The following is a 13,965-nucleotide window of genomic DNA, read 5'->3' on the forward strand; positions in this document are numbered from 1 at the left end:
GTGAAATCTCGCAAGTTGCACGGTCAGTTCTATTTCTTTACAGGCTCGGCGGGTGTCGGCGAAGGATTCGTGATCCGTTCCAGGATGAACAGGTTGTGGTTGCCGTCGGAACGCAGCCGCTCGCAACGGGTTCGTTTGTCTTCAGGCCGTTTGTCAGTTTCGTTGTAGGCGATGTACAGCAGGTCATCGCCGTAGAAGGCCAGGAGGCTCGGCGTACGCCCCATCAGGCCCGCGCCGCCACCGGCCCAGCTCTCCAACTGGAGGTCGATCGCACCGAGCGCCCCGACAGGTTCGGCGATTTGGTAAGCCCCCCAGAAACCGACCGGCGGGCGAACGAACTGGCCTTTGGCGTCCAGTTCGTTGATTCGCTCCGCAGTGATTGAAAACGTTCGCTTCCCGGTGAGGCCCGGGTTTTTCAGGAAAGCGTCGTCGTAATGGGCGACCGCCGTCCACTCACCGAGAATCCGCTTGGCATCGGCCGCCTTATCGTGTTTTGATCGCGCTGGAACTGCTTGTCGGCGCAGCACCAAGTAAAGCGCTTCGGGGTCGCCTCCAAACTGGTTTGACAGATAGAACCCTCTGAAGCCCTTGGTTTTGGGTGGGTCCGACGTCAGGATCTTCACGTGCAAGTGCCCAGCGTCCGAGGTCGCCCAGAGGAGCCGCCGGTCGCCAGTTACTTTGCCCGCGAGCTTGGCTTCCGCTTCCTTGCCCGGTACAGGCCGATTCTTCTCGTCGACCCGTTGTTCCGTGAGCAGTTTGCAGTCAGCCGTGAGCACGGTCTCCGGCTGTTCTCCCGGCAAATCAAGAGTGAGCCGATCCGCCTCGAACTTCACCTTTCCGCCGATCAAGCCCGTATCCTCGTCCTGGATGCCGAGGTTGGTGGCGGGTACGCCCAGCAAGACGTGCCAGTCGCCCAGGAACTCCTTGGGGAACGTCGGCTCGGCGGCCACTATGGCCGAAGCCTGAATCCCGACGGCCAGTGTCAGGAAAACGAACGCACGAAACGAGGTCATGTTAAATCCTTCTACTTGTTCCGGAACGGTTCGGAGAGCACCATCGCGGTCAACAGGTCGCGCAGGCCGCCCTCGGTTTTTGTGGTGGTCGATTGAATGGAACTCAAATGCTTATCGTCGCCGTGATCGAGACTGCGGCCGAGCACATAGGCGTAGAGACGACGGTTGAAGGCATCGGCGAAACGAGGCGTGGTCGAGGACGGCTCGATCAGCCGTTTGCGGAACTCGTCGATGTCGGCGAACGGGGTCTTGTCGGGCAGTTTTCCGTTGGTCTTTGCCGCGACCAACTTGCCCTCCTTGTCGCGACGCAGCCGGCCGAAAAGGTCATACTGGTCCCAGACGAACCCCAGCGGATCAATCCGCTGGTGGCAGACCGCGCACGTGTTGACGCTGGAATGAGCTTCTACATGCTCGCGCGGCGACAACTTACGTAGGTTCTTGTCGATGTTCAGTTGCACATCAAGCGGCTGCACATTGCCCGGCGGCGTCGGAATGTCGATGCCGAGAATGCGTTCGATCAAATAGACGCCGCGGAGGATCTCCGCCCGCTCTCTACCATGCGACCCAGCCGCGATGCAGCCCGCTTGCGTCAGCAGTCCGCCGCGACGATCAGTCGGCGCCGGCACGGCGCGGAATTGGTGTCCCGACACACCATCGATGCCGTAGAACCGGGCGAGGCGGTCGTTAATGACCACGAATTCGCAATTGACGAGCGACTCCACGGGCCGGTTCTTTTGCAACAACTCCTCGAAAAGTCGCGGCGCTTCCTCCACCAAGTCCCGGCGCAGTACGTCCTCGTACCAGGGAACGTCTTCCTTCTGGTTGATCGTCAGGCGGTCCAGGACGGTTGCCTGGTCGAGATGGAGTACCGAGTCGAGATCCAGCCACTGCCGGGCAAACTCCCGACAAAGCGCATAGCTCCGCGGATCGTCGAGCAGGCGGGCAAGCTGACGCCGCAACTCGTCCTCCTGCAGCAGACTGCCATTCGCCGCGCGAGCGCGGAGTTCATCGTCCGGTGCTGTTCCCCACGCCAAATACGACAGGCGGGAGGCAAGCTCCCAAGCCGTCAAAGGACGTTGCTGCGTCTCCTTCGGCTCGATCAGATAAAACGTCTGCGGCGAAATCAGGGCAGCGGTCAGCGACGCTTTGTACGCGGCGAGGAACGATGTGCCACGCGCCCGCTCGGCATCAAAGAGGCCCAAGTACGCATCCACTTCGCTCGGGCTCGCCGGCCGGCGAAATGCTCGCGGCAGAGAGCTTTGGAGAGATCGTCGCGCTCGGTCTCGCTCCGTCTCGCCTTCCTTCGCGGATGCCAACAGGGCCGGTGACCTTGATGGCGTTTTCACCACTTCGACGCTCAGCGAACTCACAATCAACTCGTTGCGCGTTGGCAACGGAATCTCGCCTTCCTTGCGTTTGTCATCCGGTTCACGCAGCGTCGGCGTCATGAGGGCTGCGGCGTTATCGATCTGAAGCACGAGATGCCCGTCGCGATTGATCCCTTTCCAATCGGCGTCGACCAGCGCCAGCGGCGCTTCGAGCACATATTCCGCGGGATCGTCAGAGGGCGCTGTGACGACGATTTCACCGACGGGCACAATCGTAAACTCCCGCGCGATGCTCAACCGCAACACCGGCGCGGTTTCCCGCGCCGGAATGCGGGCTCCTGCCCTGGCGCGCAATCGCAGCAAGCCGCGGTCGGGAACCAGCGGAAACTTGAACGTCAAGCATTCCATCGGATTGCCGATGATGACCGGGTTAGGCGCCAGCAGGATTCCACGCTTCGCGTCCAGCCGCGTCGTCGCCTGCGGCCGGCGTCCGTTGTTGGGACCGCTCCAGCGGCCAACCAAACTCAGAGAAGCCGGTGGTTCGCCGTCGACCGCGGCGGGAACATCGTCGCGAAAGGCAGCGAAGATGCTCAGGGGCTTGGAGGGCTTCTCGGTGGCCTGGGCTACGAACTCGCGAAGATCCATCTCGTAGCGGATCGGGCTCGAATGCGGTTCTTCCGGCAACGCGACATCCACAAGCTGCTCCGCCAGATCGAGGCTCCGCCGTAACAACAGCGGTTGCGTCGTTTGCTGATTGCTGTCATTGGTGAAGCCGTCCGGCGCGGTATCAGTGGGAAGTCGTTTGCTCAGGTCCGTGGCAAAGTGAGGGAAAGTCAGGCCCAGTACATCCAGCGCCGTGCTCACATATTCGCGAGGCGTCAACCGGCGCAACGCCCGGCGGCCAATGCCGCCGCGCGTGACGGTCGCGGCCCGCGCCGCCACGGCGTCGATCCAGGCGAGCACGTTCGTCAGTTCGTCAGCAGTGGGGCGCGGCTTGCCCTCGGGCGGCATCTCGCCCTGCGCCATTAGCCGCTTCGCGGTGAGCCACTGCTCCGCCAGTTTCGCGTCGATCAGATCCGGCATCGGCCCGTCGAACCGCACCGTTCCTTCCTGCTTCGCAGCCCCGTGGCAGGAGATGCAGTGCTGCTTGAGGAACGGAACAACCTTGTCGGCATAGGCCGACTCAAGCGGTTGCTCCGCGGAGGCCGACCACGCCTGGCTTGTCATGATCAACGCGGCGATCGTCAGGAGATGTTTCATGGTCGTCTGAGGCTGGCTGTTCGCGGTCATCAATATCCATTGATCCAAACGACCGAAAACTTAGCAGCGATCCTTCAAATTCCTGTCAATCGCGGCAAGTAGCAGCGGCACGGCGTAAGCCATCCGGTTCCGCAGTGTCGCACCGGGCGGCTTACGCCACGCCGCTACACGTTATTCCTTCACCTGGCAGGTTTATTTCACCACCAGCAACGCCGGGCGGCTGCTGGTGCGGGTGCCGTCGGTCTTCACGCCCACCGCGATGAGGGCGTGCAATCCGCGGTCGAGCTTCACCCCGTCCAGCTTCCACGGCGTTTGAGCCGAGACGCCGAGCAGGCGGTCGCCGTCGCGGAACTCGACCTGCGCGAACTCGCCGGTACCCTCGGCCGCGAACGCCAGCGGCGTACCCGGCTTGACGGCAGGACTGAACCCGAACCCGCAGTCCTTCCGATCGCCCGACTTGCGATATTCCACGATCGGAGCAGTGAGGCGGATCTCCGGGCGATGCGTGTGGTACGCCCGCCACGCCCAGGCCGCGTACTCGTCCGGCAGCCACTGCGGATCGACCATTCCTTTCGCATCCTTCGCCAGAGCGATGGCGTTCCAGTTGCCGATCTCGTTGTAATCCCCGGCCCACCCGTCCTCCTTCACCCACCGCTTCAGGACGACCGGCTTGCCGGGCTCGGGGAGTTCCTTCGGCAGTCGTTGGGCGATGCACCGATCCAGAAAGAAGGCGAAGAAGTTGAACTTCGAGTACACCCCGTCCGGGAAGCCATATGTGTTGGCTCGGCACGACAGGTTCAGCGGCGGCGTGGGCTGGCTCTTCAGCAGGTCGAACTTCGCCTCCCGGAGCGTGTGGCGTTCCTTCTCCTCGGCCGGCGTGAATTCCCAGGCATAGGCGAATGGCACCTTCGCGGTCATCGCCGCGGCCTCGGCGACCGGCTTGGGGAAACCGTCGCTCCAGGCGAGCACGCGCTCGGGAGCACGCTGGAACAGATCGCCGCCGAGCCTCGGGCCGTTCTGCATCAACCATCCGACGATCGGCACGGTGGTCAGTTCCGGGTGATTCGTCTCCTTCGCAGCCGCTTCCAGGTATCGCAGGAAGATGCCCATGTCGCCCATCGGATGGCCGAGCTTGTACCGGCCATTTCGCTTGTCGTTATGGCCAAGGTCGTACTCGAAGGGCCACGGCACGGTGACCAGCGCGAACTCCCACAGGTCGGCCAGTTCTCGCGGATCCTGGCTGTGAAAGACGAAGCAGGCGAACACCCCGCGAACGGTCTTCACGTCCTGAGGCAGGTACAGGTGAATCTTGTCGTCGATCTTGCGGAAGTCGGACCACATGGGCTTCTCATCGAGCCGATTCACGGGAAGCCAACCCGGCGGGAAGTCCGCGGCGACGCCCGGCCCCGCGCCGAGTGCGAGGACGGCGATGGTGATGATCCAACGAAGCGAAGTTTGCATGTCATTGTCCTTTGAACGATGTAGGAAGCCTGAAGAGCCGACGGGCGTTGTCGGCGAAAATCGCCCGGCGTTCGGCTGCAGTCAGCGACATTTCCCCTAACAGTCGAATCCCCGCCCGTATGAAGCCAGGGCCTTCCTCGGGATCGAACGGCATGTCGCTCGCGAACAGCATCCGATCCACGCCGAAGAATTGCCGCGCGGCTTCCAAGGGAATTCGCGAGCCGAACGAAGCCGTGTCGGCGTAAAAGCGGCGCAGGCCGGAGATGGGCGGCTCGCGCGTCGTCATCGACATCGCCTCGGGCGGATTGCGACGGGCCGCGTAGTCGAGCCCGTGTTCGATCCGGCCCTCCATCAGCGGAATCAACCCGCCGCAGTGATGCGTGATGATCGCCAGATCGGGCCAGCGGTCGAACAGCCCCGCACAGACCAGCCGCATCATCGCGACACTCGTTTCGTAAGGCCAACCGAACGCCCACCACAAGTCCAGCTTCGACGCCGATTCCGTCACGTAATCGGCCATCGGCGGCGGCCGGATCGGATGCAGCCAGATCGGCCGGCCAAGCGACGCGAGGTGTTCGATGATCTCCAGGTTCGGGGCCGCGTCGAGCGGCGCACCCAACACGTTCGTATAAAGCTGGAACCCAGTCGCGTGCAGGTTGCGCACCACGCGGTCGGCTTCCTGTTGGGCTCCTTCCGGATGATTCATTGGCAGCGACGCGATAAAGCCCGGAAATCGCTCCGGCTCGTTGGCCACCATCTCGGCCATCGCATCGTTGCCGATCCGTGCCAGCTCGCGAGATTTCTCCGGCCCCGTATGCGCCTCGATCGTGGGCGAAACCAGGCTCAGTATTTGTTGGTAGCCAGGGAACGAATCCATCAGCCGGCGGCGTTCGTCGAGATCGACCGTGACGCGAATCGAGCACGCCCGTTGGTACATCGGCAGCGGCCGCTCGGCAAGCCGCTCCACGCCGCGACAAAACGCGGGCGGAAGGCAGTGGCAGAAAACGTCGAGGATGGTGTCCATAACTGTCAGGTAGTCGGCTTTCTCTCCGAGGCGTGATCTTTTCGTGGCTGGGCTTCGGGCCGCTGCAAATTTCCCTTGAAGGAGGCTGCGGCTGGAAGCCCCAGCCACATGTCCTCACTTCTTCGCCTCGGTCACTCGCCGCAGGATCCACATGTTGCGGCTGCCGTCGGAACCGAAGTGGGTCGGCGGTTGGCGAAGTTCCGGGTTCTTCAAAGCCTCTCCTTTCTCAGCTTCCGGGTAGACGATCATCAGCAGGTCGTCGCCGTGAAAGGTGTACAGGCTCGGCGAGCGCCCCTGGAACTCGATGCCGCTGCGGAATCCGAAGTCGATCCGACCGCGGTCGCCCTGGGCTGCGACCAGCTTCCAGGTCCCGTCCATGCCCGGCTTCGCGTCCGCCTTGTAGGTCCCGCGTTTGTAGAAGTCGGACGAGGTGAACTCGACGTTGCCCTGCGGGCGAGTGCGAGCGCTGTTGGCGTCGTCGAGTTCGCCCAGCACGGCCCAGGTGCTGACGAACCGCTTCGCATCGGCCACGGGGTCGGGCTTCGTGGCCGCGGGCAGCGGGTTTCTCTGGCAGATGAAAATCACGTCCGACGGAGCCGCCCCGCTGTACGTGCCGTTGCGGTTGCCTTTGTACTCGGCGACCTCGACGAGCAGGAGCAGCACGTCGTTGTCCGGAGTAATCCGCCAGCGAGCCGCAAGCTGTGCGTTTTGTTTTGGACACAAGCTGCCGACCACGGTGCTGACTAGCTCGTTGGGGTCGGACGGTTTCTTCGGATCGGTCGATACTGAGGCACGGACGCACTTCGCACTCACCAGCGGCGTATCCGCCTTCTCCGGATTGGGCCAGAGCACGCTGTCGGCCGTAATCGTGATCTTGGAAACGGTGCCTTTATCGACCGTGATGTTCTTGTTGTGCTGGTGCGCGGCGAGCACATACCAGTCGCCTTGCGCCTCTTTGGCGAAGGCCGGTTTGATCTCTTGGGCCGCGGCAAAAGCCGACAGCAGAAGATTAACGTAAAACAGAACGCCGAAAGCAAGACGAATTCGCATGGTTGCTCCCCTGGTAGGACGGGCACTCTTGCCCGTCCAAGGTGTCGAAGGGACGGGCAAGAGTGCCCGTCCTACGGAATTACTTGGCCAACGCATCGACCAATGCCTTGGCTGCTGCGCGCGCGATTTCCTGATCCTGCTCGCCGGTCGCGCCGCCCGACGCCGCCGCGAGTGACAACGGCGGCCCGCGCCGCGGCGTCCTCGATCCAGTTCATGGCGGCGAGCAGCTCATCGGCGGAGGGACGCGGCTTTCCCTCCGGCGGCATCTCCCCTTGCGCAAGCATCCGCCGCGCCATCCGCCACTTCTCGGACACCTTCGGGTCGGTCAAATCAGGAGCCGGCCCATCGAACCGCACGTCCCCTTTAGGTTTCTCGGCCCCGTGGCAGGAGATGCAATGCCGCTTGAGGAATGGAACAACCTTGTCGGCATAGGCCGACTCAAGCGGTTGCTCCGCGAAGGCCGACTCAACGGTCAGCAGCGTCACGCAGAGCAATCCCAGGGTGCGCCATCGTGCCATCACTATTTATTTCCCTCGGTTGTCACGACTCGCACATCCTCGAACACGACAACTCCGAACTTCCCATTGCCGTAGCGGTTCCAGGCGGTCATGCCGACGGAGACCTTTTGCTCCATCTCGATCTCGGCTTCCTTGAGCAACTTCCACGACTGGCCGTCGGGCGAGTAGAGACTGCTGAACTTCTTGCCCTGCCGTTCGACCTTGAGCCACACGGGCAGTTTGACCTGATCAGGGCGCACCACGCGAAAGCCCTCGTTGCTGACTTGGCGGCGCATACGGATCGACGCCGCGATCGGGTGCTCGTTTTCGGGAAGGTCTTTGGAATGCACCGTTTCGAGCATCGCGCACATGTAAAGCCCCAGCGGCTTGTTCTCGTCGCGGAGCATCAAGCCCGCCCCACCCCACTGGTGAAAGCCGTCGAAGCGTGTGAGCTTCGCCGTGATCGAGCCGTCCCCATCAAGCGGTTGATGCACAAAGCCCACGCCATCGGCTTCGTCGGAACGCTTGAAGAACAGCATTCCCGAATCAGCTTGCAAGGTAAACTTGCCGTCGGCGAAGGCCGCCTCCAGCGGCTTTTCCAAGCGACGCTGCTCGCCCTGGCCAAAGTGCGTCAGCGTCCAACCGGGCGTGACTTCACGCGAGACGAACGGATTCGCCGCAGGCAACGCCGCCCAAGCCTGGCTTGTCATCAGGGCGGCCAGAAGAACCAGTGCTGATGAAACCACAAACGCAATCTCGCATCGTCGCAACGAACACGATGGAAACGCGGTGGCACGGATTGGGATCGTTTCTCTCATGTTACTCATCCTGTCAGCAGTTCATTGACGACGCGCCGACTGTCGCCGAAACCAGCGGCGGAAACGCCGAGGCGTTCAGACATGGTCCGCAGCACATCGCACACGGTGGTTTGTTCGGGCTTCGCGCTCTTGTCGACCTGGCCCTTGAAATCCTTGTGCGGGTTGAACCGCAGGTGGCTGCCATGCTTTAGTCCCAGGCGGCTGCCGCCGGCCAGCAGCATCGGCAGGTTCGACGGATTGTGCGTCCAGCTCATGCCGCCGCCGTATAGCACCATCGTGTTGGCCAGCAGCGAGCCGTCGCCGTCCTGCGTCTCCTCCAAGCGCTGGAGGAACCGCGCCAAGTGGGCGATGAACCACTTGTCGACGCTTTCGAGGAAGGCGTAAGGCTGCGGCTTTTGCTCCTCGGCGTCGAAGTTCGTGGCGTGTGACGCGCTGTGATGCGTCCCCTTGCCGCACTCGGGCCAGTTGCCGAAGAACTCGTGCCCCGAACCGCAGGCCAGAATCGAAACGATCCGCGTTTGGTCGTTGCGAAGCGCCAGGGCCACCAGTTCCAGCATGGTCTTGAAATAGTCCTGCCGCTGCTGCTGCGGGTCGACATCGAGCGTCAGTTCGTCCGCCGCGATGGGCAGGGGCTGCGATGAAAAGTACCCGCGGTCGGCCTGCAACCGCGATTCCACGTCGCGGACGCTTTGCAGGTAATCGTCGAAGCGACGGCGGTCGTTGCTGCCAAGCTGCCGCGACAGCCCGCGCGCCTGCTCGCCGACCAGATCGAGGATGCTCGACCGGCGCTGGAGCCGCTGCATCACATCGGGCGAACCGACCAACTCGCCGAACAATCGCCGCAGGTTGTTTTCGGCGTTGAACGGCGCTCCCTTGGCGTCGAACGAGGTGGTGACGCTGCCGCCGGGGGCGCTGAGCACTAGGCTGCCGATGCGCGTCCGGCTGCCGATCGCCCCGGCGATGTGCTGGTCGATCGAGATGGTGTTGGGTTCGACCGGGCCGTCCTTGCTCTTGTACTTTTCGTTCCCTGTGAGCCACACGCCGACTTCGTAGTGGCCGCCGCCGGCACCCTTCGCGTGCTCGAGGCCGGAGAAAATCGTCAGTTCCTTGCGGAACGGCGAAAGTGTCGCGAGCGTGCTGCTCAGTTGGTAGTTGGGGCCGAACTCTTTCGGGTGCCAACGCCACATATTCACGCCGCTTGGAACCATGAAAAACACAGCGCGGCCCGGAGGCGAACCAGCGTTCTTCTCCGACGCGGCCGCGACGGTTTCGAGCCAGGGCAACGGCAGGCAAACTCCGGCCGCTTTCAGAAAGGTTCGACGAGTCAACATCGTGTTCGTCCTTTATCCATGTGTAAATGAGTCAGCCAAAACGATCGACTTGATGATCTCACGCACCCGCCAGCCGTTCCGCTGGGCGGATTGCACCAGGCTGCGGATCAGCTCCTCGTCCGACAAGTTGAGCGGGCGGCTCAAGGCGTAGCCGGTCAGTCGCCGCACCAACACTTCGCCGAACCGGTAACGCGACGGCTGCTGCTGGTCGCCGACCAGTTGTGCGAATTCGTCGAGGTCGGCGAACGCCCGGCCATCGGGCAGCTTGCCGGAACAGTCGATCGTCGAGTTAGCGGCACGGCGCGAGCCGTCCGGTTCCGCGTCGGTGCCGGACCGGAGGGCTTGCGTCCTGCCGCTACTTCTTTTCCCCAGATAATCGAAATCGGCCCAGGCGAAGCCCAGCGGATCGATCTTGCGGTGGCAGAGAGCACACGTGTTGATCGACGTGTGCAGCGCGATCTGCTCGCGGAGCGAGCGTTGCCCGCGTTTCTTATCCGACTTCGCCTGAACTTCGAGCGGTTCCACGTTGCCCGGCGGCGTGCCGGGATGTTCGCCGAGGAACCGATCGAGCAAATACACGCCGCGGAGGATCGTCGCTTCTTTGTTGCCGCGCGACGCCGCGACCACGACGCCGGCCATCGTGAGCCAGCCGCCTCGTCGATCTTCGGGGGCGGCCACTTCGCAGAACGCCGGGCCCTCCACGCCGGCCATGCCGTAATAGTGCGCCAGCCGATCATTGACGATCAGATAATCGCTGCCGATCAGTTCGTTGGCCGAACGATTGTTCCGCAGCAGATGCTCGAAGTAGCGCACCGGTTCGCGGGCCAGATCGTGCTTCAGCCGCTGCTCGCGCAGCTCGGCCACCTTGGCATTCGCGAAGCTCTTGAGCGTCAGGTTGAAATCGATCGGGTCATTCTCAACCCGCTCCAAGGCCAGCATCCGCGTCACAAAGTCGTCGGCGAATACTTGACTGCGGGCGTCATCGACCAAGCGATCGACTTGTGCCGCCAGCACCTGGCGATCGTGCAACTTGCCTGCGGTCGCCAGGTCCAACAGTTCGCGGTCCGGTCCGCTGCCCCAGAGAAAAATGGATAACCGGTTGGCCAGTTCCACCCCTGACAGCGGCGAGGGTTTTTCCGCTTTGCGCTCAACGAGGTACTGGGCATGGGGAGAAACGAGCACGGCCGTGAGCGGTTCCCGCAGGGCACCATCGCGACTCTGGCCGTCCGCGCGCCGCTGCTGGTAGATGTCCACAAAGGGAGCGATCTCCTCGGTGGCCACAGGCCGGCGCCACGCCCGGGCCGCGACGTCTTGCAGAATCGCGGCCGCTCGCTCGCGATCGTCGTTGAGTTTGTCACCGGCCACCGTCAACGCCGTATGACACCGCGGCGGCCATTCTCCTGCCCCCGGCCCGAACGCCTCGACCGAATCGATGACGATCTTCGATTCCTGGTAGGGCCATTCCACGGGCTTGCCCTTCGGCCCCGTCGGCTTCTCGCGATCCGCGAGCGGCGTGGCGTCATTGCTGATTCGGACGCCAATCATCTTCGAGCGTTCAAACAGAACATACGGAAAGTCGACGAGATCCAGCGGAATCTCGACGTCGTAATCCCGAAGCTGCTCCGCCGAATTCTCAATCGGAATCTCGGCGAGCTGACGGTTGTAAAGCTGATTGATCACATTGTTGTGGAACGCGACTCTCAGGACGGGAACGCCTTCTCCTTTCGGAACGTTTGAGCCGGCCCGAATCCGCAAACGCAACACGCCTTTCGGCTCGACGTAGGGCAATTCCAGATACCACGAACCGGCGCCCATTTTGTCGCGACCCAGATAGTCATCGGTGCGATAGATCGGCGGCAGCGTTGTCGAGCCGTCAGGATTCCGCTCCGCAACGCCGATGGAGATTTTCGCCGCCCGCTTGATCTCCTTCTCATTCGCGGGCACGGCGCCGCCCAAGCCCTGTTCCCCTTGCTTCATGCCGGCGACGTTCGCCTTTCCCAGGCCGCGAGCGTCGAAGCGATAGCTCCACGGCTCCGGACGCGGCTCATCCGCCAGCACCGCTTTCACAAGCTGTTCCACCAGGTCGATGCTGGCCTTCAGGTGCAGGCTTTGAAAGGTCAACCGGTCGCCATCGTTCAGCGGCAATTCCGACTGGGGATCGGTCGGCAGCTTTTCCTGCAGATTCAGCGGCACATTCGGATAACGCAGGCCGAGCACGTCTTCCAACAGCCGCGCATATTCGACTCGCGTCAGCCGCCGCATGGTCATCCGTCCGGAACCGCCGCGCTCGGCAATCACGGCCCGCTCGACCTCTCGGCGAATCCAGGAGGTCAGCGTGTCGAGATCATCGGTCGAGAGCCTCGGCTTTTCCTCTGGCGGCATGTCGCCGCGGACGAGCATCGCATAAGCCTTTTCCCACGTGGCCCGCACTTTGGCATCGGCCAAATCGGTTGCCGGCTGATCGAACCGCACTTCACCTGCCGGCTTTTCGCCGCCGTGACATCCGGCGCAGTGCCTGACCAGCAGCGATCGCACCGTGGTTTCGAGCGGTTTGGAATCATCGGCCGACAAAGAACTCACGCAGGTCGCTAACGCGACCAGCGCCAAACCGAGCCGTTGCACAAGCGGATTCGTCATCGCTTCTTCTCCGTTCGTAGTCCCGGCTTTAGCCGGCAGCTTCGCCAGTATTCCCGAAAACCGCCTGAAGGCGGGACTACGAACACTACCCAAGCAACTCTTCCAGCGGGCCGTGCTGGTTGAAATCCTTCAGCCCCGGATCGGCCATGCCGAAGCTGTCGCGCGACGAGCCGGCAAAGTTCGGACTTCGCGGTCATCAATAACATTGACCCCAACGACCGAAAACTTAGCAGCGATTATCTCGAATACCGGCCAGTCGTTGCGGCACGGCGCGAGCCGTGCCGCTACTTCTTTAACTCAATTCCGAGATCCCTTGTTCCTGGCCGTTGAATCTTGGCGCAGGTATTCCACCACACTTCAACATCTCGACAAACAAGCGGCTGAGGGTTGTCTTCTCGTCGGGGAAGAGCAGGTGTTGGCCCTGCTTGACGCCCAGCTTGCGACCGCCGACGAGCAGGATCGGCAGATTGCGGACCGAGTGCGAATCAAACGTGCTCTTGAACGGAAATCCCTGCGCCCAGCCCGTGCCGTTGTTCATGTGGCTGCCGAACAGGATGCACGTGTAGTCGAGCAGCGTGCCGTCCCCCACCGGCGTCGCCTGCATCGAGGCGACGAAACTCGCAAACAGCTTGACGGCTTTCAGATCGCGAGCGGCAACGACGTCCAGGTTGGACTGCTGTCCCTTGTGATGAGTCGCCCCATGCGCGCTTCCCAGCCCGGACGTGAACATCAAGGTGCCGACCCGAGACCGCTCCGTGAGCAGTGCCATTCGCATGAGCTCGTACATGGGAGGCTGGCGGCCTTGCTTTTCGGCCGCCGCGAACGCGGCCTTGTCAACGTCGGGCGGCGCCTTCTGCAACCACGAACGGTCGCGGGCGATCTGGCGTTCCATTTCCCGAACGGCATCCAGATATGCGTCAACCTGGCGGGCATCTTCCGCCGAAATCGACTTCCGCAGCGCTACGGTCTGTGCTTCCAGACCATCGAGAATGCTCTCGTTGCGACTGATCCGCGCCTCGGTCTCGCGAACGGCCGCGTCCGTCGGGGCGACAAACAGTTTTTGAAACAGGGCGCCGGCGTCGCTGATCGACGGGATCGGCCGGCCCTTGCGATCGTAGGAAAGGGTCGACGACCACTTAACCGTCCCCGTCCCACCCGGACCGAGCACCAGGGAAGGAAACTGCACGTCTTTCCCAAGATGTTCGGCTGCGACCTGGTCGACCGACACGGCGTTGCTCGTCGCCTTGGCGCCCGTCAGGAACGTGTCGGCCGCGAGATGCCCGTTGTCGTCGTAGGTCTGCCGCAGCCCCGACAGGACGGTCATGTGGTCGCGAAAAGGCTCCAGCGGACGCAGCGTCTCCGTGATTTCCCACTCGCGACCGAGTTTCGTCGGATACCAACGTACGTTGTCCACACCGTTGCCGATCTCGTCGATGAATAGCAGCCGCGGCCGCGGCACATTGGCCTTTGCCGTTTGGTCATTGGCGAGCAGACGGGGCAGCATCGCCTCAAGCAAGGGCAGACCGAGCAGGGCACACGTGCCTCG

10 protein-coding genes are annotated in these 13,965 nt (G+C 62.7%); all 10 read right to left on the reverse strand.

From position 1 onward, the window contains the following. Positions 1 to 29: 29 nt before the first annotated feature. Positions 30 to 950: a hypothetical protein gene (locus ETAA8_RS07870; RefSeq protein ID WP_145087240.1), complete on the reverse strand. Its 921-nt coding sequence runs from the start codon at positions 948 to 950 to the stop codon at positions 30 to 32. 74 nt (positions 951 to 1,024) lie between these two features. Beyond that, positions 1,025 to 3,601: a DUF1592 domain-containing protein gene (locus tag ETAA8_RS07875; RefSeq protein ID WP_202921656.1), complete on the reverse strand. Its 2,577-nt coding sequence runs from the start codon at positions 3,599 to 3,601 to the stop codon at positions 1,025 to 1,027. A 192-nt stretch (positions 3,602 to 3,793) separates the two neighbouring features. Continuing rightward, positions 3,794 to 5,062, reverse strand: coding sequence for a hypothetical protein (locus ETAA8_RS07880; protein WP_145087244.1), 1,269 nt, complete (start codon positions 5,060 to 5,062; stop codon positions 3,794 to 3,796). A 1-nt stretch (position 5,063) separates the two neighbouring features. Continuing rightward, the gene (locus ETAA8_RS07885; protein ID WP_145087246.1) at positions 5,064 to 6,086 is read right to left on the reverse strand and encodes an amidohydrolase family protein; all 1,023 of its coding nucleotides are present in this window, start codon (positions 6,084 to 6,086) and stop codon (positions 5,064 to 5,066) included. 114 nt (positions 6,087 to 6,200) lie between these two features. Then, positions 6,201 to 7,136 carry a hypothetical protein gene (locus tag ETAA8_RS07890; protein WP_145055170.1) on the reverse strand — a complete coding sequence of 312 codons (936 nt, stop codon included), beginning with the start codon at positions 7,134 to 7,136 and terminating at the stop codon, positions 6,201 to 6,203. A 71-nt stretch (positions 7,137 to 7,207) separates the two neighbouring features. Next, positions 7,208 to 7,654, reverse strand: a complete 447-nt coding sequence (locus ETAA8_RS07895; RefSeq protein ID WP_145087248.1) for a c-type cytochrome domain-containing protein — start codon at positions 7,652 to 7,654, stop codon at positions 7,208 to 7,210. A gap of 2 nt (positions 7,655 to 7,656) precedes the next feature. Further along, on the reverse strand, positions 7,657 to 8,379 hold the full coding sequence (locus ETAA8_RS07900; protein ID WP_202921657.1) for a DUF1349 domain-containing protein: 723 nt from the start codon (positions 8,377 to 8,379) through the stop codon (positions 7,657 to 7,659). Positions 8,380 to 8,456: 77 nt separating this feature from the next. After that, a complete protein-coding gene (locus ETAA8_RS07905; protein WP_145055173.1) occupies positions 8,457 to 9,782 on the reverse strand; it encodes a DUF1552 domain-containing protein in 1,326 nt (441 codons plus the stop codon). Positions 9,783 to 9,794: 12 nt separating this feature from the next. Then, on the reverse strand, positions 9,795 to 12,419 hold the full coding sequence (locus ETAA8_RS07910; protein ID WP_145087252.1) for a DUF1592 domain-containing protein: 2,625 nt from the start codon (positions 12,417 to 12,419) through the stop codon (positions 9,795 to 9,797). A 292-nt stretch (positions 12,420 to 12,711) separates the two neighbouring features. Then, on the reverse strand, positions 12,712 to 13,923 hold the full coding sequence (locus ETAA8_RS07915) for a DUF1552 domain-containing protein (protein ID WP_202921658.1): 1,212 nt from the start codon (positions 13,921 to 13,923) through the stop codon (positions 12,712 to 12,714). Positions 13,924 to 13,965: the final 42 nt, after the last annotated feature.

Source organism: Anatilimnocola aggregata, from assembly GCF_007747655.1.
In the GTDB taxonomy this organism is placed as follows: Bacteria; Planctomycetota; Planctomycetia; order Pirellulales; family Pirellulaceae; genus Anatilimnocola; species Anatilimnocola aggregata.

Bases quoted from the DNA above. Each gene is read 5' to 3' on its own strand.
- ETAA8_RS07875 (WP_202921656.1), bottom strand. From the start codon at position 3,601: ATGAAACATCTCCTGACGATCGCCGCGTTGATCATGACAAGCCAGGCG.
- ETAA8_RS07880 (WP_145087244.1), bottom strand. From the start codon at position 5,062: ATGCAAACTTCGCTTCGTTGGATCATCACCATCGCCGTCCTCGCACTC.
- ETAA8_RS07885 (WP_145087246.1), bottom strand. From the start codon at position 6,086: ATGGACACCATCCTCGACGTTTTCTGCCACTGCCTTCCGCCCGCGTTT.
- ETAA8_RS07890 (WP_145055170.1), bottom strand. From the start codon at position 7,136: ATGCGAATTCGTCTTGCTTTCGGCGTTCTGTTTTACGTTAATCTTCTG.
- ETAA8_RS07895 (WP_145087248.1), bottom strand. From the start codon at position 7,654: ATGGCACGATGGCGCACCCTGGGATTGCTCTGCGTGACGCTGCTGACC.
- ETAA8_RS07905 (WP_145055173.1), bottom strand. From the start codon at position 9,782: ATGTTGACTCGTCGAACCTTTCTGAAAGCGGCCGGAGTTTGCCTGCCG.
- ETAA8_RS07910 (WP_145087252.1), bottom strand. From the start codon at position 12,419: ATGACGAATCCGCTTGTGCAACGGCTCGGTTTGGCGCTGGTCGCGTTA.
- ETAA8_RS07915 (WP_202921658.1), bottom strand. From the start codon at position 13,923: ATGCTGCCCCGTCTGCTCGCCAATGACCAAACGGCAAAGGCCAATGTG.